This window comes from Streptomyces tanashiensis (genome assembly GCF_014648895.1).
In the GTDB taxonomy this organism is placed as follows: domain Bacteria; phylum Actinomycetota; class Actinomycetes; order Streptomycetales; family Streptomycetaceae; genus Streptomyces; species Streptomyces tanashiensis.
On the sequence record NZ_BMRZ01000010.1, the window covers coordinates 1 to 24,253 of the forward strand.

19 protein-coding genes are annotated in these 24,253 nt (G+C 71.6%); 8 read left to right on the plus strand and 11 right to left on the minus strand.

Annotated elements, in window-relative coordinates:
• Positions 1 to 2,267, minus strand: a 2,267-nt coding sequence (locus IE237_RS26060) for an AMP-binding protein (protein WP_229842891.1), incomplete at its 3' end; no start/stop codon positions are given.
• A 370-nt stretch (positions 2,268 to 2,637) separates the two neighbouring features.
• On the opposite strand from IE237_RS26060, the gene IE237_RS26065 reads away from it, so the two are divergent.
• From IE237_RS26065 to IE237_RS26080, 4 genes are read left to right on the plus strand one after another with little or no spacing between them, the layout of a single operon-like run.
• The gene (locus tag IE237_RS26065; RefSeq protein ID WP_189804559.1) at positions 2,638 to 3,810 is read left to right on the plus strand and encodes a DegT/DnrJ/EryC1/StrS family aminotransferase; all 1,173 of its coding nucleotides are present in this window, start codon (positions 2,638 to 2,640) and stop codon (positions 3,808 to 3,810) included.
• On the plus strand, positions 3,807 to 4,982 hold the full coding sequence (locus tag IE237_RS26070; RefSeq protein ID WP_189804560.1) for a Gfo/Idh/MocA family protein: 1,176 nt from the start codon (positions 3,807 to 3,809) through the stop codon (positions 4,980 to 4,982). Before IE237_RS26065 ends, IE237_RS26070 begins: the two co-directional genes overlap by 4 nt.
• Positions 4,979 to 5,674 (plus strand): HAD-IA family hydrolase, encoded by a 696-nt coding sequence (locus IE237_RS26075; RefSeq protein WP_189804561.1) that lies wholly within the window; start codon positions 4,979 to 4,981, stop codon positions 5,672 to 5,674. The genes IE237_RS26070 and IE237_RS26075 overlap by 4 nt, the downstream gene beginning before the upstream one ends.
• Positions 5,675 to 5,692: 18 nt before the next feature.
• On the plus strand, positions 5,693 to 6,640 hold the full coding sequence (locus tag IE237_RS26080; protein WP_229842892.1) for an ROK family protein: 948 nt from the start codon (positions 5,693 to 5,695) through the stop codon (positions 6,638 to 6,640).
• Positions 6,641 to 6,785: 145 nt separating this feature from the next.
• Here the strand turns inward: IE237_RS26080 and IE237_RS26085 are convergent, their stop codons facing one another.
• From IE237_RS26085 to IE237_RS26100, 4 genes are all read right to left on the minus strand, one after another.
• A complete protein-coding gene (locus IE237_RS26085; protein WP_189804562.1) occupies positions 6,786 to 7,250 on the minus strand; it encodes a nuclear transport factor 2 family protein in 465 nt (154 codons plus the stop codon).
• Between the two features lie 72 nt (positions 7,251 to 7,322).
• Positions 7,323 to 8,996: a bifunctional 3-(3-hydroxy-phenyl)propionate/3-hydroxycinnamic acid hydroxylase MhpA gene (gene mhpA, locus IE237_RS26090; protein WP_189804563.1), complete on the minus strand. Its 1,674-nt coding sequence runs from the start codon at positions 8,994 to 8,996 to the stop codon at positions 7,323 to 7,325.
• A gap of 98 nt (positions 8,997 to 9,094) precedes the next feature.
• Positions 9,095 to 10,153: a 3-dehydroquinate synthase family protein gene (locus IE237_RS26095; RefSeq protein WP_370468285.1), complete on the minus strand. Its 1,059-nt coding sequence runs from the start codon at positions 10,151 to 10,153 to the stop codon at positions 9,095 to 9,097.
• A gap of 38 nt (positions 10,154 to 10,191) precedes the next feature.
• The gene (locus IE237_RS26100; protein WP_189804564.1) at positions 10,192 to 10,971 is read right to left on the minus strand and encodes a thioesterase II family protein; all 780 of its coding nucleotides are present in this window, start codon (positions 10,969 to 10,971) and stop codon (positions 10,192 to 10,194) included.
• A gap of 369 nt (positions 10,972 to 11,340) precedes the next feature.
• On the opposite strand from IE237_RS26100, the gene IE237_RS26105 reads away from it, so the two are divergent.
• Together IE237_RS26105 and IE237_RS26110 are read left to right on the plus strand one after the other, a co-directional pair.
• Positions 11,341 to 11,826, plus strand: coding sequence for a type II 3-dehydroquinate dehydratase (locus IE237_RS26105; RefSeq protein ID WP_189804565.1), 486 nt, complete (start codon positions 11,341 to 11,343; stop codon positions 11,824 to 11,826).
• Positions 11,823 to 13,166: an FAD-binding oxidoreductase gene (locus tag IE237_RS26110; RefSeq protein ID WP_189804566.1), complete on the plus strand. Its 1,344-nt coding sequence runs from the start codon at positions 11,823 to 11,825 to the stop codon at positions 13,164 to 13,166. Before IE237_RS26105 ends, IE237_RS26110 begins: the two co-directional genes overlap by 4 nt.
• Positions 13,167 to 13,206: 40 nt before the next feature.
• Here the strand turns inward: IE237_RS26110 and IE237_RS26115 are convergent, their stop codons facing one another.
• Complete coding sequence (locus IE237_RS26115; RefSeq protein WP_189804567.1) at positions 13,207 to 14,496, minus strand: helix-turn-helix transcriptional regulator; 1,290 nt, start codon at positions 14,494 to 14,496, stop codon at positions 13,207 to 13,209.
• Between the two features lie 352 nt (positions 14,497 to 14,848).
• The gene (locus IE237_RS26120; protein ID WP_189804568.1) at positions 14,849 to 15,016 is read right to left on the minus strand and encodes a hypothetical protein; all 168 of its coding nucleotides are present in this window, start codon (positions 15,014 to 15,016) and stop codon (positions 14,849 to 14,851) included.
• Positions 15,017 to 15,457: 441 nt separating this feature from the next.
• Between IE237_RS26120 and IE237_RS26125 the strand changes: the two genes are divergently transcribed.
• Positions 15,458 to 16,279: a helix-turn-helix domain-containing protein gene (locus tag IE237_RS26125; RefSeq protein ID WP_229842894.1), complete on the plus strand. Its 822-nt coding sequence runs from the start codon at positions 15,458 to 15,460 to the stop codon at positions 16,277 to 16,279.
• Positions 16,280 to 16,367: 88 nt separating this feature from the next.
• On the opposite strand, the gene IE237_RS26130 is transcribed toward IE237_RS26125, so the two are convergent.
• Both IE237_RS26130 and IE237_RS26135 read right to left on the minus strand, forming a co-directional pair.
• On the minus strand, positions 16,368 to 17,387 hold the full coding sequence (locus IE237_RS26130; RefSeq protein WP_189804570.1) for a methyltransferase: 1,020 nt from the start codon (positions 17,385 to 17,387) through the stop codon (positions 16,368 to 16,370).
• 88 nt (positions 17,388 to 17,475) lie between these two features.
• Positions 17,476 to 18,450: an isopenicillin N synthase family dioxygenase gene (locus IE237_RS26135; protein WP_189804571.1), complete on the minus strand. Its 975-nt coding sequence runs from the start codon at positions 18,448 to 18,450 to the stop codon at positions 17,476 to 17,478.
• 235 nt (positions 18,451 to 18,685) lie between these two features.
• On the opposite strand from IE237_RS26135, the gene IE237_RS26140 reads away from it, so the two are divergent.
• Entirely contained in the window at positions 18,686 to 19,876 is a 1,191-nt protein-coding gene (locus IE237_RS26140; protein WP_189804572.1) for a cytochrome P450 family protein, read from the plus strand.
• A 36-nt stretch (positions 19,877 to 19,912) separates the two neighbouring features.
• On the opposite strand, the gene IE237_RS26145 is transcribed toward IE237_RS26140, so the two are convergent.
• Both IE237_RS26145 and IE237_RS26150 read right to left on the minus strand, forming a co-directional pair.
• A complete protein-coding gene (locus IE237_RS26145; RefSeq protein ID WP_189804573.1) occupies positions 19,913 to 22,669 on the minus strand; it encodes a P-loop NTPase fold protein in 2,757 nt (918 codons plus the stop codon).
• An 89-nt stretch (positions 22,670 to 22,758) separates the two neighbouring features.
• Entirely contained in the window at positions 22,759 to 24,237 is a 1,479-nt protein-coding gene (locus IE237_RS26150; RefSeq protein WP_189804574.1) for a hypothetical protein, read from the minus strand.
• Positions 24,238 to 24,253: the final 16 nt, after the last annotated feature.

Consider the following 24,253-nt stretch of genomic DNA (forward strand, 5'->3'; position numbering starts at 1 on the left):
GCCTCACGCGGCGAGATCCCGAAGAACCCCGCATCGAACCGACCCGCCTCATGCAGGAAACCGCCCCGCTGCACATACGTCGTCCCCGGATTGTCCGGATCAGCGTCGAACAGACCCTCCAAGTCCCAACCACGATCCGTCGGGAACCCCGACAGACCCTCACGCCCCTCACTCACCATCCGCCACAAAGACTCCGGACCCGTCACACCACCCGGCAGACGACACGCCATCCCCACGATCGCGATCGGATCGTGCGGGTCGGTGTCCGTCCCTCCCGCGGCGGCCGCGTCGGCGTCCCACCACTCGGTGATCCCCAGGATCTCGGCGCGCAGGTGGGCGGCCAGGGCGCGCGGGGTCGGGTGGTCGAAGGTGATCGTGGTGGGCAGGCTCAGGCCGGTGTGGAGGACGAGCCGGTTGCGCAGTTCGACGACGGCGAGCGAAGTGAATCCCAGGTCGCGCAGGGCGCGGTCGGGGGTGATGTCCTCCGTCGCGGGAAGGCGGAGCACGTCGGCCGCCTGTGTGCGGACCAGCTCTTCGAGTACGCGCAGCTGTGCGTTCTCCTCGCGGCCCGCGAGGTCCGCCCGGAGGGCGGCGTGGACGGCGGGGTCGGGTTCGGCGAGCCGGAACGACCGGCCCGCGGTGTCGGCCGCGATCCTCAGGCGTCCGGGGACCTCCGCGAGGCGGTGCCGGACGACCTTCCCCGACGCCGTGCGGGGGATCGCCTCGATCTCGTGGATCTCCTCGGGGACCTTGTAGGCGGCCAGTCGGGCGCGGCAGTGCGCGAGGAGTGCTTCCGCGTCGAAGCCGGAGGGCGCGGGGACCACGTATGCGACGGGGACCTCGCCGAGCGCCTCATGCGGCTTCGCGGCGACGGCCGCGTCGGCGACGCCCGGGAAGGAGCGCACTGCCGTCTCGACCTCGACGGGGTGGATGTTCTCCCCGCCGCGGATGACGAGTTCCTTGATGCGGCCGCAGATGGTGAGGTGGCCGGCCTCGTCCCGGCGGGCGAGGTCGCCGGTGCGGAACCAGCCGTCGCGCAGGGCCTCGGCGGTGGCTTCCGGGCTGTTGTGATAGCCGACCATGACGTTCGGTCCCTGGACCCAGACCTCGCCTTCCTGCCCGGCCGGGACCTCCTCGCCCGTGCGGGGGTCGACGACGCGGACTCCGACGCCCGGGACGGGCAGACCGCAGGATCCCTCGACGCGGGTGCCGTGGGGGGCGTTGATGGCGATCGCGCCGCAGGTCTCGGTGCTGCCGTAGGCGTCGACGAGGGGCACGGCGAAGGTGTCCTCGAACGCCCGGCGCAGGGCGGCGGAGGTGACGCCGCCGCCGACGAGGCCGATGCGCAGGTCGGGCAGGGTGAAGCCGCCGTCCCTGAGGGCCTCGACGAGGTAGTGGTACGTCGTCGGGACGCCGGCGAGGAACGTCGACCGGTCGTCGCGGAGTGCGTCGAGGACGTCCTGCGGCGAGTGTCCGTCGAGGATGCGGGCGGTGGCGCCGGCCACGGTGACCGACAGGACGCAGGCGATGTGGGACAGGCTGTGGAACAGCGGCAGGGGCCACAGCACGCGGTCGTCGGCGGAGAGTTCCGGGACGGGGATGTAGCAGTTCAGCACGGACCAGAGGCAGTTGCGCTGGGTGGACAGCACGCCCTTGGGGAGCCCGGTGGTGCCGGAGGTGTAGAAGAGCCAGGCCACTTCGTCGGGCCCGAGGTCGTCGCGGGGGCGGGACGGGGCCGGCGCGGCCTCCGGGAGGACCGGTGCGTCACCCGACGGCGTCGGCGTACGGTCGCCCGACGGGGTTCCGGCGGCGAGTTCGTCGTACGAGAGGCAGCCCGCCGGCACCGGTCCGGCGCCGGTCACGAGCAGCGTGAGGGGGCCGAGCGGCGGGGCGTCGTCCGGGCGGTCGAGGAGCCGGGCGGCGTTCTGCGGGTCGGTGATGACGAACCGGGCGCCGCTGTCGCCGAGCATGTGGTCGAGTTCGCCGGCCGTGGAGCGCGGGTTGACGGGGACGCCGACACCGGCGGCGCGGACGACGGCGAGGTAACTCTCCACGGTGGCGACGGTGTTGCCGAGGAGGAGGGCGACGCGGTCGCCGCGCCGGAGGCCGAGGTCCGCCAGATGGCCGGCCAGCCGGGCCGTCCTCGCCTCCAGTTCCCGGTAGCCGACCGAGCGCCCCCGGTCGACGAAAGCGGTTTTGTCGCCGAATCGTTCGGCGTGCTCCAGAAGGAATTCCGGAAGGGTCTTGATGATTTCGCCCTGCACCATGACGTCACACCTTCCGGAATTACCAGAATCGTTCGAGAGAAGTCCCAAGACTGGACCTTTCGGCCAGGCTAGTTCGGGGGTCGGCGGCGCGACATCCCTCACCCTGGTAGGGCCTGGCAGGGCCCTTGCGGGGCCCCGGCGAGGGGGCTGATCACTACCAGACCGGGGGATGTCCGGCCGAAGGCGCCGCACTACCCTGAGGAAACCCCAGCCACGATGCCGTCCGCGTCATCACCCATGTCGACCGGGCGACGGCAATCGCAGGCGATTTTCGGCACGGTGACGGTGTTTCGGGACGCGGAACCCGTCCGTGGCATGTTCCCGGGCACCCTCGGACGCATTCCCGCCCAGGCGGGAGAACAGGAGATTCATGAATCCCCGACAGGCACCGGAATTCCCCGCATGGCCCCAGTTCGGCGATGACGAGCGGACCGGCCTGATCCGTGCGCTGGAGCAGGGCCAGTGGTGGCGCATGGGCGGCAGCGAGGTGGACTCCTTCGAGCGGGAGTTCGCGGCCCACCACGGTGCGCCGTTCGCGCTGGCGGTCACGAACGGAACCCATGCGCTGGAGCTCGCCCTCCAGGTGATGGGGATCGGCCCGGGCGACGAGGTCATCGTCCCCGCCTTCACCTTCATCTCCTCGTCGCAGGCCGTGCAGCGTCTGGGCGCCGTCGCGGTCCCCGTGGACGTCGACCCGGACACGTACAACATCGACCCGGTGACGGTGGCCGCCGCGATCACGCCGCGGACGCGGGCGATCATGCCCGTGCACATGGCCGGTCAGATCGCGGACATGGACGCGCTCGGCAAGCTGTCCGCCGACACGGGCGTCCCGCTGCTCCAGGACGCGGCGCACGCGCACGGCGCGCGCTGGGAGGGCAAGCGGGTCGGCGAGCTGAGCCCGGTGTCCGCGTTCAGCTTCCAGAACGGCAAGCTGATGACGGCGGGCGAGGGCGGCGCGGTGCTCCTCCCGGACGCGGAGACGTACGAGAAGGCGTTCATCCGCCACAGCTGCGGCCGTCCCCGTACCGACCGCCGGTACTTCCACGAGACGAGCGGCTCCAACTTCCGGCTCAACGAGTTCTCGGCGGCCGTCCTGCGCGCGCAGCTGGGGCGCCTGGACGCGCAGATCGCGACGCGTCAGCAGCGCTGGCCCGTGCTCCAGGAGCTGCTGCGCCAGATCCCCGGCGTGGTCCCGCAGACCGTGGACCCGCGCGCCGACCACAACTCGCACTACATGGCCATGTTCCGGATCCCCGGCATCTCCGAGGAGGGCCGCAACGCGCTGGTCGAGGCGCTCGTCGCCCGCGGGCTGCCGGCGTTCGTCGCCTTCCGCGCGGTCTACCGTACCGACGCGTTCTGGGAGACGGGCGCGCCGGACATGACGGTGGAGGAGCTCGCCGAGCTCTGCCCCCACACCGAGGCCATCACGCGGGACTGCGTCTGGCTCCAGCACCGCGTGCTCCTCGGCACCGAGGAGGACATGCACGTCACCGCGGCCATCGTGGCCGAGGTGGTGGCCGAGACCCTGGCCGCCCGATGAGCGTCCGGGTCGCGGTCGTCGGGCTCGGCTGGGCGGGCCGCGAACTGTGGCTGCCCCGGCTGCGGGAGCATCCCGCGTTCGACGTCGTGGCCGTCGTCGACCCGAGCCCGGCCTCCCGCGCCGCCTACGAGCAGGACGGCGCGCAGGACGGCGCGGGGGACGGTGTACGAGACGGTGCGCGGGACGGCGTTCGGGCGGGCGCGTCGGACCACTCCCGTCCCGCGGTCCTCGCCGACGTGGACGAGCTCGACCGCCGGTCGGTCGACCTCGCCGTGGTCGCCGTACCCAACCACCTGCACGCCGAGGTGGCCGTCGCCCTGCTCCAGCGGGGCATCCCGGTCTTCGTGGAGAAGCCGGTCTGCCTGAACTCGGCCGAGGCCGAGAAGCTGGCGCAGGCGGAGACCGACGGCGGTGCGATGCTGCTCGCCGGCAGTGCCTCGCGCTACCGGGGCGACATCGGTGTCCTGCTGGACCTGGTGCCGTCGCTGGGAACCGTCCGTCACGTGGAGCTCTCCTGGACGCGCGCCCGCGGCGTGCCGAAGTCCGGCGGCTGGTTCACCAGTCGCAGCCAGGCGGGCGGCGGTGTGCTGCTGGACCTCGGCTGGCATCTGCTGGACACCCTCGACGCGATCCTCGGGCCGGTTCCCATGGTCCAGGTCTCGGGCACCGTCTCCGACGACTTCGTCAACGACCCGTCGTGGGGCGCCGCCTGGCGCCAGGACGGCCCGCAGGCCGAGCTCCGCGGCGACGTGGAGGACACGGCCCGCGGATTCCTGGTGTCGGAGCACGGCACCTCGGTCGCGCTGCGCGCCAGCTGGGCCTCGCACGCGGCCCGCGACCTCACGCTGGTCCGGGTCGAGGGCAGTGCGGGCACCGCCACCCTCCGCTGCGTCTTCGGCTTCAGCCCGAACCGGGAGCCCGTGCCGACGCTCACGCTGACCCGCGAGGGCCGCACCGAGGACATCGCGCTGCCCGCCGAGCCGATCGGCGTGGAGTACGGCCGCCAGCTCGACGACCTGCCCCGGCTCCTCGCCGATCCCTCCCACCGCGGCAGCGCCGTGGCGGACATCCGCAGGAACATCCGGATCACGGAGCGCTTCTACGAGTCCGCCCTCGCGCTCGGCGCGTCCTCCCCCGAACCCTCTCCCCTCCTCCCCCTGGGAATGTCATGACAACGAGCCCGGTCGAACCGTCCGACACCACCACGGCGACGCTGATTCCGGTCAGGGACGCCGTGATCTTCGATCTGGACGGCGTCATCGTCGACAGCCTCGCCGTGATGAACGAGGCCTTCACCCGCGCCTACGCGGAGGTCGTCGGCGACGGCCCCGCGCCGTTCGAGGAGTACCAGCGCCACCAGGGCCGCTATTTCACCGACATCATGGAGATCATGGGGCTCCCGCTGGAGATGGAGGAGCCCTTCGTCCGTGAGAGCTATCGCCTCGCGAAGGAGGTACGGGTCTTCGACGGCATCGTCGAACTCCTGACGACCCTGCGCTCCCGCGGGCTGCGCCTCGCGATAGCCACCGGCAAGGCCGGCGAGCGGGCCCGTTCGCTGCTCGACGTCCTCGGCCTGCTCCCGTACTTCGACCATGTGATCGGATCGGACGAGATCCCCCGGCCGAAGCCCGCCCCGGACATCGTGCTCCACGCCCTCGATCTGCTCGGCGTGCCGGCCGAGCGCGCCGTCATGGTGGGCGACGCGCCCACCGACATGGCCAGCGCGCAGGGCGCGGGGGTCTCCACGGCCGCGGCCGTGTGGGCGACCATCGACGAGGAGGAGCTGCTCGCCTGCGGGCCGGACGTGGTCCTGCGCGGGCCCGCCGACCTGCTCGCGGTCTGCCCCGCGATCCCCGGTCACTGAAAGACGGGGACACACGCGGTGGATCGCACAGTGCGGACGGGACGTCACCTCGGCGTCGACGTCGGAGGCACCAAGGTCGCCTTCCGGGTCGAGTCCGAAGGAGAGGACCCGTACGAGGTGTCCTTCCCGTGGAACGAACGCCACAGCGCCACAGCGGATCTCGCGCAGCTCGCCGACGCCGTCGGCGGGCTGCGCGCTCGCATGGGCGGGGGGACGGATACGGGCACGGGCACGGGTGCCGGCACCGGCGGCGGGTTCCGGGCGGTGGGTGTCGCCATGCCCGCCACCGTGGACCCTGCGGGCCGGGTCCTGACCTGGCCGAGCCGGCCGGAGTGGACGGGCCTCGACCTGGCGGCGGCCCTGCGGGGGCTGTTCCCCGAGGCGGCCGTCGGCTGGGCCGACGACGGTGATCTGGGCGCGCTCGCCGAGGCGGAAGCCGCGGGCTGCGACCGGCTGCTCTACCTGGGGGTGGGCACCGGTGTCGGCGGCGGATTCGTCGCCGACGGCGCCATCTGCCCGGGGACTGCCCTCGGTTCCTTCGAGATCGGGCACGTCGTCGTCGAACGGGACGGCGCCCCGTGCGTCTGCGGGCGCCGGGGATGCGTGCAGGCCGTCGCCTCGGGCCCGGCCACGCTGCGGCGTGCCTCTCGACTGCGCGGCACGGACGTCACCTTCGAGGCGCTGCGTACGGGTGTGGTCCAGGGTGCGCCCTGGGCCCTGGCGGCCCTGGACGAGGCGGGCGCGGCGCTGGCCGCCGCGGTCGTCAGCGTGCACGAACTGCTCCATCCGCGGCTCACGCTGATCGGCGGGGGCTTCGCCGAGGGGATGCCCGGATTCGTCGACAGGGTGGCCCGGGAGGTCTCCCGGCTGGCCCGGGACGGCGGCCCGGCCACGCCGGTCCGCCCGGCCGTCCTCGGCGGCCTGTCCTCGCTGCGCGGCGCGTGCGCGCTGGCCCGCTCGCTCTGACGGCGGCGGGCGACGGCTCTCACGGAACAGCACGGAACAGAAAGGCCCGGTCGGGCGGGACGGCGTGTCAGCCGTTCCGCCCGACCGGGCCTTCTTCATGCTCTTTCAGAGCTGCTTCAGAGCTGCCTCAGAGCTCAGAGCTGCCTCAGAGCTGCTTCAGGGCGGCGAAGAGCTGGTCGAGGCGACCGAAGACGCGGGAACCCTCAAGGTGGTTGGTGTAGTTGCGCGACTCGATGATGAGCCCGTCGCGGACCCGGAGGACGTACACGCACGGCAGGGCGAGGTCCTTGCCGTTGACCGTGCCGCGGTAGGTGAACTCGGCGACGACGACCTCGGGGTCGGTCGACTCGTGGATGACCACGTCCTCCGCGCGGTAGTCGCGCAGGCCGGAGGCCGCGGACTTCCCGGGGCCCTCGGCGAAGTGCGTGCGCATGGCCTCGCGGGTGAGGATCGGGGTGTCGCCGACCGGCGCCATCGGGTGCTCCACGCGGGTCTCTTCGGCGTAGAGCGCGGCGAGCACGTCGGCCTGGGAGGCGTCGCCGGCGACCAGCTTGGGGACGGCGTCGATCACCCGGAGAAACACGTCGCGTGCGGTGAGCGTCTCGGACATGGGAACCTCCACGAGAGAAGTAGGAAACGGGGACTCGGTGTACGGGGGGAGAATCGAGGGAGGGACGGGGTCTCAGATCCCGAGCCGGGACCGTGGGGCCCGCGCCGCTCCGGTGAGCTGGGCCCGCAGGTCGTCGACGAGCGTCGCCGCCTCCGCAGCCCCCTTCGCCGCGCCGAAGACGTGGTAGTCGGGCCGGACCAGCAGGGTCGTACCGTCGCAGCGCCCCAGATGCGCGAGGTAGACGCCGTCCAGATCGGCCGCGGCGGAGCCGTCGTCACCGGCGTCACCGTTGTCACCACGGTCACCGCCGTCACCGCCTGAGGGCGGAACGAGACGGACCACGTGGGCACCCAGGCCCGCGAGGAATCCGAGCCGCTCCTCGCCGAGGGCGGCGAGCGGGTCCTCGGTGGTGAGCAGGGCGAAGCCGCGCCCCACCACCTCGTCGAACAGACCCGTACGCCCCCGGTACCGGACCCGGCCCTGCGGTGCGACGTCGCCGGCGGGCGGCTCGGTGACCCCGGTGAAGCGCTGGTAGAGCAGCCCTCCGGAGAGCGGCGGTGCGGGCTCGGGCCGGGTGCTCGTACCGGACGAGGCCCGCGCGAGCATCGCCGCGTCCCGGTCGGCCGCGGCGCCCGGATCGGACACGCAGATGACCTTGCCGAGCTTCACCGAGGAGCGGATCGACTCCTCCACCTGCTTCCGGCGTTCCGTGGTGTAGCTGTCGAGCACGGAGACGTCGGCCAGGCCGTGCAGGACGAGGTCGAGCTTCCACGCCAGATTGGCGACGTCCCGGATTCCGGAGCACATGCCCTGGCCCGCGAAGGGCGGCATGAGGTGCGCGGCGTCGCCGGCCAGCAGGACCCTGCCCACCCGCCACTGGTCCGCCCAGCGGGCCTGGAAGGTGTAGGTGGCCGTGCGCAGCAGGGTCGCGTTGGCCGGGGTGACGTCGAAGGGCGCGAGAAGCCGCCATGCCGTCTCGGGCCGCTCCAGTTCGGCGTTGCTCTCGCCGGGCAGGCGCATGAACTCCCAGCGGCGGTGGCCCGGGCCGCTGGCGACCAGGGTCGTCGGCCGCTTCGGGTCGCAGATCTGGACGTTGCTGGGGGTGAAGACGCGGGGCTCGGCGAGTTCGACGTCGCAGAGGAGCCAGTCGTACGAGAATCCGAGGTCCGTGACGGGGACGCCGAGCGCCTCGCGCACGAAGCTGCGGGCGCCGTCGCAGCCGACCACCCAGCGGGCGGTGACGGAGCGCGTCGCGCCGTCGGGGCCGCTGGTGGTCACCTCGACGCGCTCCCCGTCGTCGGCGAGACCGACGACCCGCTCCCCGCGCCTGATGTCCACGCCGGGGAGGGCGGACAGCCGGGCGGCGAGGCGTGCTTCGAGGGTCGGCTGGTGCATGGTGTTGGCGTCGGGCCAGCCGTACGGGCCGACGGCCGCGAAGTCGATGTCCAGCAGGGCCTGCCCGGCGGCGTTCTGCCAGCGGTAGCCGTCGGCCGGTTCGGTGAACTCGCCGATCTGGGGGCCGATGCCCGTGCCGGCGATGAGGCGGGCGGTCTCGCCGTCGAAGCTGGTGGCGCGCGGGAGGAGGTACGGCTGGGCGCGCTGTTCGAGCACGGTCACCCGCCGGCCGCGCTGGGCGAGCAGGATGGCCAGCACCCCGCCGACCGGCCCGTATCCGACGACGACGACATCGGTGTCGGTGTCGGTACCGGCGGCCGTGTCGGTGCCGGTTTCGGTGTCCGTGAGCATGCTGACTGGCCTCCGCGGCGTTGAGAGAGCGGGCGAGAGAAGGAAGTACGGGACCCGTCGCGGGTCAGCGGCCCTTGCGGGTCAGCAGCCCTTGCGGGTCAGCGGCCCTTTGCGGGGCAGCGGCCTTCGCGGGGCATCGCGCGGAGGCAGTCCATGACGGTCGCCTCGTCGATGTCGCGGACCAGTTCCGCCCCGGCCGGTCCGTCCAGGACGAAGGCCAGACCGGAGGTCGCCTTCTTGTCCCGCCGCATCAGTGCGACGAGTTCTCCGGCGTCCACGCCGGCCGGCAGGCGGGTCGGCAGGCCGTAGTGTCCGACGACCTCCAGGTGCTCGGCGACGCGCTCCGCGCCGATGCGTCCCAGCGCGCCGGCGAGCCGTCCGGCGAAGACCGTTCCGACGGCGACGGCCTCGCCGTGCCGCAGCGCGAAGTCGGTGGCCCGCTCCAGCGCGTGCCCGAGCGTGTGGCCGTAGTTGAGGATGTGACGCAGGCCCGTGTCGCGCTCGTCGGCGGCGACCACCTCGGCCTTACGGGCCACACTGGCCGCGATCTGCTCGTGCAGCGGCAGCCGCCGCAGGTCCCCGGCGCCGATGAAGTGGCAACGGGCGATCTCGCCGTAGCCGTTCAGCCGCTCGCGTGGGGGCAGGGTGTCGAGGTAGTCGGTGTCGCAGAGCACGGCCCTCGGCTGCCAGTAGGCGCCTACGAGGTTCTTGCCCGCGGGGAGGTTGACGCCCGTCTTGCCGCCGATGCTCGCGTCCACCTGCGCGAGGAGTGACGTCGGCAGATGGATGACCGGGGTGCCCCGGTGGTACAGGGACGCGGCGAGGCCGACGAGGTCGGTGGTGGTGCCGCCGCCGCAGGAGACGACGACGTCCTCCCTGGTCAGTCCGGACTCGGCGAACGACCGGCAGAGCGCCTCCACGGAGGCCAGGTTCTTGTGGTCCTCCCCGTCGGCGACCTCCACCACGTGGAAGGGGACACCCGGGTCGGGAACCGCCTCGGGCCCGCGCGCGGTCACCACCACGGCCCGGCGCGCGCCGGTGGCGGCCACCTCGCCGGCGAGCAGCATGCGTACGCCCGGCCCGATGTGCACGGCGTACGAGCGCTCGCCGAGCGCGACGTCGATCCTCCGCGACGTCTCCGGAACGGCCTGGGAGATCTCGCGGCGCTCCTCACTCGTGCCGGCGTTCACCGCGCTCAACCCGCCACGGCCGTCGTGGCGTTCCCGGCTGCCAGCCGGTCGGCGACCAGGGAGACGACGTCCGCGGCGCGGTCGGCGAGGAAGAAGTGGCCGCCGGGGAAGACGTGCAGGTCCGTCTCACCGGTGGTGTACTCGCGCCAGAGGTCCGCCTCGGCGGGAGCGACCCGCGGGTCGTCGTCCCCGGTCAGCACGGTGATGGGGCAGCTGAGCAGACCGTCGGACGCGAGCTGGTAGGTCTCGACGGCGCGGTAGTCGCTGCGGATCGCCGGCATGATCATGTCGAGCACGTCGGGGTCGTTCAGCATGGACTCGTCCGTGCCGTGCAGCGCCTTCAGTTCGTCGAGGATTCCGGCGTCCGAGCGCAGCCGGATGTCCTCGTCGCGACGGCAGGACGGCGCACGTCGGCCGGAGACGAAGAGCCGCACCGGGTCGGGAAGACCCGCGTCCCGCATCCGCAGGGCCAGTTCGTGGGCGAGGACGGCGCCCATGCTGTGGCCGAAGAGGGCGAGCGGCCGGTCCGTGAACGGCTGGAGCGCCTCGAAGATCCGGTCCGCAAGCTCCGGCAGGGACTCGATGCCGGGCTCGGCGAGGCGGTCCTGGCGGCCGGGGTACTGGACCGCCAGCACCTCGACGGCGGGCGACAGCGCCTTGGAGACCGGGAAGTAGAAGGTCGACGATCCGCCCGCGTGCGGCAGGCACACCAGACGCATCGGGCTGTCGGGGGCCGAGTGGTAGCGGCGAACCCACAGATCCTCGCGCGTGGACGCTTGCGTCATGGCCGGCGGCTCTCCTTTTTCGACAGGCGTGGAACGGACCGCGGATCGGCGAATCCTGAATCGGCTCGCCAATTCGGCGAATCGACTCGACCGATCGACCGATCGACGAATCTGCGATTCAGGCGCCGAATTCGGGTGATCCGCCCGCTCCCGGACGTTCGTGTGGCGAGGTCCCACATTAGTGAGCGGGATACCGGAGCGGCATCCCTCAGCCTGACAGTTCTCTTGGGCGGCCGGGGCAGCACTGTCAACCTGTGCGATGCCGAACACGTTGTGCGTCGCGCAGGATTGCGTGTACGTGCGCATGCGGCACAGGCTGTCTCACGCGCTCCTCGCCGCACTGCGCCCTTCCGATACAAGAGGTGGCCCTTGAGCGCAATTCTTCTTCTGAACGGTCCCAATCTCGGTATTCTCGGTGAACGCGAACCGGACGTGTACGGAACGGACACCCTGGCCGACATCGCGGCCGCCGTGGGCGACGAGCTCGCGGAGCGCGGGTGGAAGGTCCATTCGGTGCAGCACGATTCCGAGGGCGACCTGGTCCGCGCCGTGCACGAGCACCGGGCGAACACCGTGGGTGCCATCGTCAATCCGGGCGCCCTCATGATCGCCGGCTGGAGCCTGCGGGACGCGCTCGCCGCGTACCCGCGCCCCTGGATCGAGGTGCACCTCAGCAACGTCTGGGCGCGCGAGCGGTTCCGCCACGAGTCGGTGATGGCTCCGCTGGCGAGCGGTGTGGTGGTCGGCCTCGGCTCGTTCGGCTACCGGCTGGCCGCCCGGGCCCTGATGCACCTGAACCCCGCCGACAGCGGCGTACGAACCGAGCCCACCACGCACATGGAGCGGAACGCATGAACCACGAGACGGTCGAGGCACTGGCCGGGAGTCTGGCCGGCGAGGTCGTCCTGCCCGGCGACGAGACGTACGAAGAACTGCGCCATGTGTTCTCCCGCAAGGGCGAACCGGCGGCCGTGGTGCGCTGCCACGGCACGGACGACGTCCGCAGGGCGGTCCTGTTCGCGCGCGAGCGGGGTCTGGAGATCTCCGTCCGCAGCGGCAGGCACAGCCTGGCCGGCTACGGCACGGGCCGGGGCGGTCTCGTCGTCGACCTGTCGCCGATGAAGGCCGTCGAGCTCCTCGACGCCGAGCGGCACCGGGTGCGCGTCGAGCCGGGCGCCGTGTGGAGCGAGGTCGCCGCGTACCTGGCCGGACACGGCCTGGCGTTCTCCTCCGGGGACACGGCGTCGGTGGGTGTCGGCGGGCTGCTGCTCGGCGGCGGCATCGGCTGGACGGCCCGCGCCGACGGCCTGGCCCTCGACAACATGACCGCCGCCGAGCTCGTCACCGCCGACGGGCGCGTCGTGCGGGCGAGCGCCGAGGAGAACCCGGAGCTGTTCTGGGCGCTGCGCGGCGGAGGCGGGAACTTCGGGATCGTGACCTCTTTCGAGATCACCGCCCGCCCGCTGGAGCGCGTCCAGTACGGCCGGGTCGTGTACCCCGGCGCCGAGGCCGCCCAGGTGCTCAAGGGCTGGGCCCGGCACATGCGGCAGGCGCCCGACGCCCTCATGTCCCATGTGACGCTCTTCCCCACGCGCGGCGACACGCCGGCCCCGATCACGGTGATCTTCTGTTACGCGGGGGACGACGGCGACGAGGCGATCGCACCGCTCCTCGCCCTCGGCACGGCCGAGAGCAAGACCGTCGACCTGGTGCCGGTCCCGCAGGTGCTCGCACCGTCCGGCGGGCTCCCGCCGGGCTGGGAGCCGACGGTGCGCAGCCGGTTCGTGACCGAGTGCGTCGACGCGTTCGTCGACGCGGCGCTGGAGGGGGCGGGCGCCTTCCGCACCCTGTTCCTCGAGTTCCGCAGTCTCGGCGGCGCCGTGAACCGTGTGCCGGAGGACGCCACGGCCTTCGCGCACCGCGGTTCCGAGGTCCTGATGAACACGATCAACATGGGGACGCGGGAGGAGAACGAGGCGGCGGCACCCGCGCTCGCCGCGTTCTGGGAGTCGCTCTCCCCGTACGTGCGGGGTGCGTACAGCAACTTCCTCAGTGAGGCGGACGAGGAGGACATCGCCGCCGCCTATCCGCCGGCGACGTACGCGAGGCTCCAGGCCGTGAAGCGGGCCTACGACCCGGAGAACGTCTTCGCGCGCAATCCCAACGTGAAGCCCGCTCCCGCCGCACAGGTCTGACCGGGGGACGGTCCGGCCGGCGAGGGGGTGCGACACCACGTCATATTCCTTCGCCGGCGGCGCCGTCGACGTCCAGCAGGCTCCACTCCCGGGCGAGTTCGACGCGCGAGCCGACGCCGACCTTGCGGAAGATCTTGCGCAGGTGGAAGGCCACCGTGTGCCGGGACAGGAACAGCTGCTCCGCGGCCTGGCCGTTGGTGAACCCCTGTGCGGCGAGCTTGGCGACGGCGTACTCGGTGTCCGTCAGGCTGGGCACGCCGCTGCGCGGCAGGCCCGGGTCGCGGGGGTTCGGGTTCGCGTTGATGGAGCGCAGGCGGCTCCGGACCCGCGAGGAGTCCCGCACGGAGCCCGTGTCGAGGTAGATCCGCATGGCCTCCTCGTACGTCTGCGCGGCCTCGCAGCGGCCGGATTCCGTACGGGCCAGCACCATCGCCAGGTCTTCGAGCGCCGAGGCCCGTGCCCAGGGATCGACGTGCAGTTCCGCGGCCTTCCGGAGCTTCGCCGTGTCGTTCTCCAGCAGTCCGGCGGCGTGCAGGGCGGCCGAGGCGACGGAGTGGACCCCCGGGTTGCGCTCCGCGAGCCGGGTGGCCGCGCGGACGCCCTCGGCGGCCAGTGCCGTGTCGCCGGCGCTCAGCACGAGCCGTACGAGCCAGGGAACCGCTGCCGGTTCGGCGATGAAGAGCTGGCGGGTGACGGATCCCGACAGCAGGAGTTCCGCGCCGAGCCGCACGGTCCGCTCCCCGCCCCGGTCGGCCTCGGCGACCTGGACCACGGCCCAGGCGGACTGGCCCGCGGGCAGCATCTCGCGGCCGAACATGGCGTCTTCCTGCAGCTGGCGTGCGTACCGGATGGCGGTCGCCAGCTCGCCCTGGCGCAGCGCGGCCGAGGCGAGGACGAAGTGGCCCAGCGGGATCCAGGCCCGCAGGCCCGCCTCCTCCGCTGCGACCAGTCCGGCCCGGGCGAGGTCGACGGCCTTCGCCAGGTCTCCGGAGGCGGCGGTCACCTGCGCCCTGACCAGTACGGAGACGGCGAACTTCCGCCCGCCCTCGGCGGCGGCGCCGACGGCGTCGAGGATCTTCCAGGCCTGCTCGAACCTGCGGACCTGGGACAGGAGCAGCGCCAGCTTCATGTGCGCGTGGAACGCGCACTCGCCGGTCGACGCGTCGCACCCGATGCGGGTGGCCGATTCCGCGAGGGTGATGCCGTCCTCGAGCCGGCCGTCGCGCCAGGCCTCGTCGGAAAGGGCCAGCAGGCGCGCCGTGTCACATGCCCCCGACCCGCAGGGCGAGGGAAACGCCGCGCATCGGTCGATCACTGCGGTTGCTTCCACGAAACGATCAAAGCCCACTTCTCGGTCAAGCCTTTCAACTGGCGCCGGCCTGCGGCCTGTCGGGCCCGGGTGCGGCGGGCGCCTCGTACTTCAACGGCAAGGTTCCCGACGCGCTGTAGCACCCTCGGATCAAGGCAGCTGCCCGGCGCACGGGGTCGGGGTGCGCTCCCCCCAGGAGGAACATGATGAGATCGACGCGGCCTGCCGACTGCGCTTGGACCACGACATGCTCCAAGCCGTCCGCCTGTGTGGCGTGCGCCCACAGTCCGTCGGCCAGTTCGTTGGCGTCGTCCGGTCCGACGACCACCCCGGGCAAGGCGGTCAGGGACGCGTAGACGGCTTGCACCGTCTGTCAGCCCCAGGACAGGTCGTTCTGGACCTGGACCACCGGCGCGCTCATGTCGCTCGCGACCCATCCCTGGCCGGCCTCCGCGGCGGTGCCCGACTGGGCGGCCAGGAGAGCGGTGAGCGCGGTGGCGCAGACCGCGGCGAAGAGGGCGAGGCGAGGGGAGAAGGCCATGAGGGAAACCCTTACTCAAGTGACGGTAATGATCGTGCAAATTGCGAAGCCTTGTCCCGGCGGTTGATGCCGAGCGGCTCGAGATCCACTGTGAACGTCATCTGGCCATGGGGGAAGCCGCATCGGGCGACATCATCAGGTCTGACAGCTTGCTGCCAGCCGGGACCTCCGACCGACCCCGCACATGCCGCCTGACCTTGAATCATTCCGGACCTGCTGCCATGATCCTCAGCGCAGGAGACCCCTACGGGGGCCTCAGAACAAGGGGGAAACACCACGGTGCTCGAGACGCTTGGGCTGTCCGTACAAGCCAGTTCCATCTACCGGGCCATGCTCGATCAGCCCGAATCGGGTGTTGCGGAGTTGGCAGTTGCAACGTTACTGACCGAGAATCAAGTACGCGCCGCCCTGGACGAGCTCGGCCGGCTCATGCTCGTCCGCGTGTCCCGTGACCACCCCGGCGACCTGTGCGCCGTCAGCCCTCAGGTCGGGCTCGCGAACATCCTCCGTCAGCAGGAGGCCGAGCTGGCCCGAAGACAGGCGGAGCTGGCGGCCTCGCGCGCCGTCGTCACCGAGCTCTTCGCAGCTCACGCCGACGACGGCCGGCGAAACGGAGCCCACGGGGAGCGACTGCTGGGGCTCGACGCGATCCAGAACCGCCTCGAGATCATGGGCCGCACCATGACCGAGGAGTGCATGGGAGTGCACCCCGGCCGGGCACAGCGCGCCGAGGACCTGCTCGCCAGCCGGGAGCCCAACGCCGAGGCGCTGTCGCGCGGGGTCACGTTCCGCACGCTCTACCAGGACTGCGTACGCAACGACGCCGCCACCGTCGAGCACGCCAACTGGCTTCTGCGGCACGGCGGCGAGGTCCGCACGGCCCCGGTCGTCCCGCAGCGCATGGTCATCACCGACCGCAGCCACGCCCTGGTCCCGCTCGACCCGGCGGACAGCCGCAAGGGCGCGCTGTACGTCACCGAACCCGGCATCGTCCTCTCGCTGGTGACCCTCTTCGAGCAGTCCTGGTCGCAGGCGGAGCCCCTCGGGGCGTGCACCCGCCGCGACCCCGACACCGGCCTCAGCCCCGTTGAACGGCAGCTCCTGCGGCTGCTGGCGTCCGGCCTGACCGACGAGGCGGCGGGCCAGCGCCTCGGGGTCTCGGTCCGCACGGTCCGCCGTCAGATGGCGTCCATCATGGAACGTCTCGGCGCGACCAGCCGGTTCGAAGCCGGCCTCAAGGCGGCCCAGCGCTCCTGGCTATAGCACCCGGGTGAACGGCGCCCCCTCATCGCCGGCTCTCCCACCGAAGTGGCGAGGCCACAGCCGAACGGCCGTGACCTCGCCACGCGTGCTAGCCCCGGCTCTCGAACTCCAGCAGGGAGTTGCCGTCCGGACCGAGCGAGGTCACCTGGACGAGCCGCAGACCGGCCTCCTCCCCGAGTGCCTCGAACTCCTCGGCGGTGCGCTCCTGACCGCCGACCATGGCCAGCATGCAGAGGTCGCGCTGCGTGCTGATGAACGGCGCCGCGTGCCCCTCGAGGGCGATGACCTGGTCCACGACGAACACCTTGCCGGAACCGCCCGCCGCCTCGGCGCAGTTCCTCAGGATCTTCGCCGCCTCACCGGTCGGCCAGTTGTGCAGGACGTGCACGAGAAGGTAGACGTCGGCTCCCGCGGGCAGCGGCTCGAAGAAGCTCCGGCCGACGCCCTCGGCCCGGTCGGAGACCCCGGCCGCGTCGAAGATCGCGGCCGCCCTGGCCACGGTGTCGGGCAGATCGACGACCGTGCCCTTCAGATGGCCGTGCTCACGCAGGATGTTGGCCAGCAGCTGGCCGCTGCCGCCGCCGACGTCCACGACGCTGCCGACCGAGGACCACTCCCCGATCCCGGCCAGCCGCCGGCCCAGGATGTCGGCGTGCTGGGACATGGTGCGGTCGAACGAGGCCGACAGCTCCGGGTCCGCGGCCAGGCTCCCCCACAGGTCCTTCCCGAAGACGCTCCCCCAGGCGGCCGCGCCGGTGCGGATGGAGTCCGCCATGGCGGGGATCACCGCGTCGTTGGACCGGATGAACGCGTCGTTCTGGTCGAGGAAGTGGGCCATCCTCGCCGGGTGGGTCGAGCGGAGCGCCTCGCCCAGCTCGGTCAGCCGCAGTCCGTCCGGCCGGACCTCCTCGAACAGGCCGAGGTTGGCCAGGTGCCGGGTGAGCCGCCGCAGGGCGTCGGTGTCGGTTCCCGACCGCTTCGCCAGCTCCTCGACGCCGAGGACCCCCTCCGGTCCCTCGGCGATCAGGTCCGGCAGCCCCAGCGTCACCGCGGTCCTGAGCGACCACGGCGTGTAGAGGTTCGACATCTCGGCGAGACGTCGAACCATCGATCTGTCCGCCCCCGCTGCTGCCTGTTCCTTCATGATTCCCCCCTGTTGCGTCATGTGGTGTGTGGATGTACGCCCGGGATCCGGGTCAGTGCTTCGCCTTCGGGGCGATGGAGGCCAGCCTCGACCGCAGGTACTCGTGCGAGAGGACCGACGGGAAGCTCGTGCGGCCGATGGACGGCTCCATCGACTCGATGAGAGCGTTGTGGTTCGTCTCGAAGAAGTAGACGAGCGAGATCAGGTCGTCCTGGGGAGCGCTCGCCTGCGGAGGCAGGACACGGTGCCGGGTCGCGTGCCAGCGGTCGCCGGTCCAGCGGGCGAGGAGGTCGCCGATGTTCACGGTCAGGGCCTCGGGGACGTACGGCGCGTCCACCCAGGTGTCCTCGGACGTGTAGACCTGAAGACCACCGGGGCCGGGCTCGCGGTCCAGCACGGTGATGGTGCCGAAGTCGGTGTGCGGCGCGACGTTGAACTGCCCGGGCGCCGGCGGGCGCGTGGGGTCGACCGGCGGGTAGCGGTTGAAGTTGAAGCCGTACGTGGGGTGGTCGAGGTACGAGGCGAAGAAGTCCGCACCGAGCCCGAGGGCGACGGCGCACAGCGACATCAGCTCGTCGGACAGTGCGTGCATGCGCTCGATGTACTCCGTGACCACGGGGCGCATCCCCGGGACCTCGGCGGGCCAGGTGTTCGGCCGGAACCAGCGGGCGTCGACGGCGTCGTCACCGGTCACCCGGTCGGCGCCGAAGGAGAAGGACTCCTTCAGGTCGGGCGCCATCGAGGCGGTCCCCTCGTACCCCTCGGCCTCGGCGAAGCGGGGCGCGATCCAGCCCCGGCCGCCGAAGGCGATGGAGGAACGGCCCTTCACATCGGCGGGCAGCCGGAAGAACTCCCGCGCCACCGCCCGCGTCCGGTCCCTCAGCTCCGAGGGCACCCGGTGACCGGTGACCAGGAGGATTCCCGACGTCCGCAGGGCCTCGTCGACCTGCTTCGCGACCTCGGCCCGCTCGTCACCACCGCCTTCGAACCATGGCGTGAGGTCGATGACGGGAAAGATTTCCGGCATGCGTGAGCCCTTCGTGTCTCTGAGCGCTGTTGAGTACGCCGCAAGTCTGCATGCGGCCAAATTGCCTAAACATCCTCAGAGTTGACAGTTCGTAACCACACGCACACATCCGGACGAGTCGATTCCGCCGACAGCGGTGCGCGACTCGACGACGGAGCGCCTCACATACTGGTGGCGTGAACGTGAAGAAGGCCCCCGCCCGGCATCCGGCGCCCGAGAACGCGAGCGAGGCCTCATGAGCACGCAGCGGCAGGACCCCCTGCGCGATCCGCGCTTCTTCGCCGACCCTTACCCCACCTACGACCGGCTGCGCGAGGGCTGCCCGGTCCAGCGGATCCCCACCGGCTCCGGCGGACACCACGCGTACCTGATCACCGGTCACTCCGAGGCCCGCGAGGCGTTCACCGACCCCCGCCTGTCCAAGGACACGGCCCGCTTCTTCGCCGACCGGCCCTCGAACCGCGACCTGCACCCGGCGATCTCCCGCACCATGCTGACGAGCGACCCACCCGCGCACACGCGCCACCGCCGGGTGGCGACGCCGCTGTTCACCACGGGCCGGGTCCGGGAACTGCGCCCGTACATCACCCGGGTCGTCGACGACCTCATGAGCACATGGCGGCCGGGCACGCGGATCGACCTGGTGGCGGACCTTGCGGTCCCCCTGCCGGTCACCGTCGTCTGCGAACTCCTGGGCGTCCCGGAGGCCGACCGCACCACGCTCGCCGCCCGATCGCACGACCTCTTCGACGCGACCGACAACGGGATCATCGACGCCGCATCCCACCACATCGGCACCTACCTGACCGACCTCGTCGACACGGCCCGCGCCACCCCCGGCGACGGCCCGCTGCACTCCTTCCTGCGCGACTGCGAGGAAGGCGGCCTCGACCGCGACGAGAGCGTCTCCCTGGCCGCCCTGCTCCTGGTGGCGGGGCACGAGACCACCACCCACTTCATCGGCAACGCCGTCCTGGCCCTGCTCCGACACCCGGAGGCGCTCGACCGCCTGCGCCGGAACCCGGACCTGATCCCCGGCGCCCTCGACGAACTGCTCCGCTACGACTCCCCGGTGAGCGTGGCAACCTTCCGCCACAGCACGGCGGACCTGCGCATCGGCGACGTCGACATCCCAGCGGGCCACCCGATCCTGATCGCCCCGGGAGCGGCGAACCGCGACCCGGCGACCTTCCCCGACCCGAACCACCTGAACCTGGACCGCGACGCCGGCGCCCACCTCGCCTTCGGCCACGGCATCCACCGCTGCCCGGGCGCCCCACTGGCCCGAGCGGAAGCGGAAATCGCCCTGAGCACCCTACTGACCCGCTTCCCGAACACCCACCTGACCGCCCCCGCAGACCCCCTCCCCCACCACCGATCCCGCCTCACCCGAGGCCTGACCACCCTCCCCCTCACCCTCGCCTGACCACCGTGAGGCACCACCGCGTGACCTCGGACAGCGTCAGACCGACACCCTCGGATGGCGCGGGCAGTCGGCGTCGCGTGGCATCGGGACAGTGACCCGCGGGTCGGCGGTCGGGCCTTCCGGCAGCTGCCACGCGCTACGGATCGATCCCATCAGGTGCCGCGCACTGTACGGCGACACCTCCAGCTCCTGACGAGCGCGGCCGAGCAGCTCCAGGGCCCCGGAGGGGCCGCGGGCCGCTGCCTCGTCCCGACGGCGGGCGAAGTCGCCCCTGCCGAAGATGTCGAGCAGGGTCAGAGAGAACAAGGCGTAGGCCGAAGCCTCGTCGAGCAGTTCCCGGGCCTCGTCCGAGACCTCTGCGGCAGCCTCCTCCCCCAGGTGCCCGCCGAGGTCGTGGAAGGCCACGTGTTCCAGAGCCCACCGGAGCTCGGTCGAGCCGCAAGGACAAGCCGGACGCAGATGGTCCATCACGTTCCGGAAGGCGACGAGGATCGTGCCGGTCCGCGCCGTCCACCGCTGCTTGCCCAGGAGTGTGCGGAACCCGGCGAGCGTGTCGCTGAGCTCCTCGAGGATCAGTTGCCCCGCGATGTCGTCGAGTTCCACGAACCGCGTCTTGGCCTCGATCTCGTCCAGACGCAGGCCATAGCGGATCAGGTCCCTGGGCACTCCGCCCGAGAGGGCATGCGTGAGCGCCTTGTAGGGCTCGGAGAGACCGGACGCCCGACGCTCCAGGATCTCCTCGGACTCCTCCAGCGTGCACGGAAGAACGTGCACGATGTCGTCCAGCGAGCTGTCGGTGACCCCCCGATGAGGCAGCCCACGCCGCACGAAGGACGCACCGACGTCCTCGGCTACCGAGATCAGGTAGTGGACGTGGGGCACGCCGAGGATGGCCTTGATCTCGCCGAGGAAAGCGAGCGCCGCGGTATCGGAGCCCAGCCGGTCCACCTCATCGATCGCGATCACGACCCGCCGCTCCTGACGGTGCTGCTCGGCGGCGATCTCCTGCAGCAGCGTGCGGAAGTCGGAGACCAGTTCGGGGAAGTTCGGCGGCACCGTCGACAGCGACGTCGTCTGCGCGGCGAGCAGCTGCGGCGGTCCTGCCGTCACGGCGGAGGAAGCCGTCTGTACGGTCTGCAGCCTGAACAGCTCGTCACGGCACGTGGTGACGAGGGGCGGGATCGGGTTCGTCGGGCTCCATGTGGCTGTCTTGATCAGCATCAGGCCCAGGAGAGCGGCGGTGAGGCGGAGCGGATTCTCGGGGTCGGCCGCCAGAGCCCGCGTCAGGGGCATGGTGAAGAGCAACGCGAGCCCGGTGACGAAGAGGGCCCATCCGGCGGGACGCCGCCGGCGAGGGGCGAGGAGGACGCGCCCGCGGATCTCCCATGGCTGTTCGCTCAGCAGGATGGCAAGGCCGACCAGCGACACAGAAAGCAGGAAGAGCCCCTTCCCGCCGCCCCGGCCGACGGCCTCCCCCACGAGGGTGCGCAGGTCGTCGTCGCCGAACAGCGAGAAGAAGACGGCGACGATCAGGCCCAGACCCGCGACGACGAGGGTGACCCGGGCGTATCGGCGAACGGCACGCCACCGCTCCCACCGTCGCAGGCTCCACAGCAGGACGCCGGCGACGGCGACCAGGACCGCCGCGCCGATCCGCTCGCCCTCCCAGATGTCGACCACCACGTGCACCGCCTGGCGCCAGAGATCCACGGCCCGAGCGCGCACGGTCGGCCATTGCCGGTCCGTGAGGGAACGCACGGATGCGGCCAGGCCGAGGAAGACGAGTGAACCCGCCGCCAACCCGAAAGCCAGCAGCGTGAATCCCTTCCGCAGCGCCGGCAGCAGTCGGCGCGCCACTCTCCGGAAGGGCGAGAGCCGGAGGAACGCGGGAGGCACATGACCTTGGTGAACGAGGTAACTCTCGCAGGTCCGCACGTAGAGGGACAGCAGGAAGTCGTACGGCGAGTAGGTGGCCGGGGCCTGCACGACGACCGCGAACCCGGCCTCGCCCGCACAGGTCTCCAGGAGGGTCGACTTGCCCGCGCCCCGGGAGCCGCTGACGGCGATCGTCCCGCCGCTTTCGAGCTGAGCGATCTTGCGACGAAGGCTCCGGGCGGCCAGGCTCTCGACCACGTACCGCGGATTGCGCGGCGAGCGCAGGCCATGGAAGTTGTCCGCGAGGAGCAGCGAGTCGTGGTCCTCGCCGAGCAGCGCCTCGACCACCAGTTCCGTCAGCGGGCGAACGCCGTTCTCCTGGAGGTCCCGGCTCCAGGCGGCTGCCGCCCACGCGGTCCTTCTGTGCAGCAGGGCGGCGCGCGGACGCAGGGTCCACTCGCGCAGGTTGAGCAGGACGCGCATGCGCCACACCGGGTGCCGCCAGATCACCACCGCGGTCAGCGGCGGAGCCGCCGCGGCGGCGAGGGCCGTGGGCCATGAGGAGAAGACCGCTACGCCCAGGGCGAGCACGGTGATGGCACAGAGGACCACGGTCAGAGGATGTGTGCGGTCGTGGAGGTAGTCGAGCCGGCGACGCTGCCGCTCGCTGCGCTCCAGCAAGGCGCGAAAGCGCTCCTGGGTGGCCCTGCAAGGCGCGACGGCCTGTTCGACGTTGGGCTCGGTGAGCAGAGCCGCACGGGCGTTCTCGGCTGTGGCCTGGGGCCGCACTCCGAGGCGCCGTGCAACGGCGGGTACGGCCAGGCAGGCATCGACCGCCGCGAGGTACACCTCCGCCTCCCGCTCCAGGGCGAAGAAGTCGGCGACCTGCCAGGCGGGGCGCGGGCGGCGTCGGGACATGAACGAAGGGCCTTTCGGAGGGGGCGGGGTGTGGCGCGGGACGGGACGCGGTCACGGGCGGCGCGGTCGGAAAGCGGTGCGGCCCACCGTCATCCGCCGGTACGCGCGCGTACGAGGTCACGCCGCGTCAGACGCGTCCCCCGCTTGTGCTTGATCCGGAAACACTCCCCGAGCCCGGGCTCGTCCTTGCGGACGTCGCCATAGGTGACGGCGTGGGCGCCTCCGTCATCGAGCAGCCGCCCTACGCACTGGGCGAGCGTGTGGGGTCCCGAACCGTCGTACCCCCAGGACAGCCCTGGCGCGTCCATGACGGGAGCCGGGTAGAGCACTCCGTCATCGGTGCGCACCCAGATCGGGTCGTCGAGGATGACCTCCTTGAGCACCGTCCCCTCGGGCAGACGCTTGGGGGCCAGGCCTATGTAGGTGATCTCACGGACACTACGAAAGGCGAACTTCCCCTTCACCGCGACCACCGGGCTGCCTGTCACCGGATCCACGAAGGTGCCCACGGTGTCGTAGCTCTCCTCCCACACCCGGTGGAGAGCGGTCGGCGGGACGGCCCGCAGCCGGTTGATCCACTCGGCCGCGACCCGGGTGACGTCCGTTCGGGTCACCTGAAAAGTGCCACCGTAGGGTAGATCTTCGCTGCTCCAGGCACTGACATGTTCGAGACACTCCACGGCCAGGTCGTCCGTACGCCCGCAGAGTTCGGCGAGTCCGGCGCCGACGACAGCGTCCGTCGCGAGCTCTCCGGGGCCGAGGTCGGCCACGGCCGGAACGGCCGGATACTCCATCGAGTCGCCCGGCCCTGTCGACCAGGTGCGGAGGTTCTCCATCTCCCACGACGCGTGCTCCGCCGCACTGGTCCGTATGCGGTGGCCGATCGTGAAGCAGGCTCGTCGCACCGGGGAACCCTCGGGTTCCTGGCGCGCCAGCTCGTAGAGCGGTTCCCAGGAGGGATAGGTGGCCATGTCGACAGGGACGGGAGCGTCTCCGGGGGTCCATCCCGTGAGGTGGGCACGGCGCCGCAACGCGCTGGGCCACCACGGGACGGGACCACCCACATGCGAGGCCAGTTCGCTCCACGAAGGGTGGTAGACGAGCTCGGGCCGCTCCCGGTCCACCGCCTGCAGTTCAGGCCCGTCGAGGCCGTAGCGGTGCTCGACGACGACAACGCCGGCGGTGTCCGTGTGCACGTCGAGGAGGCTCCGCGCGTCGGGGACACCGCCGCACGGAAAGACGATGGCGATGACACCCTCCCGAGTGTCCCAACGCCCGGTGAAGTACTCGGCACGGACGTCCGTTCCGTCGTCCGCGTCGCGGTACTCGCCTCCCAGGTACCGGTACTCAGCCTCCGGTGCCGGGCGCAGCAGGAGAGGCACCATGCCCGCCAGTTCAGGATGGGCGGATGCGAGCCACCGCGCGAACGCGTATCCCGACCATCTCTTCGGACCGCCGGCGAGAGCCCCGTCGTCGAGAGGCCTGATCATGCCGTCCGCGAGACGCGTCCATACCTCTTCCGACAACCCGAACAGCTCCTTGAGCTGCGTGGCGGTCACCTTCTCCAACTCGGCCTCCGTCTCA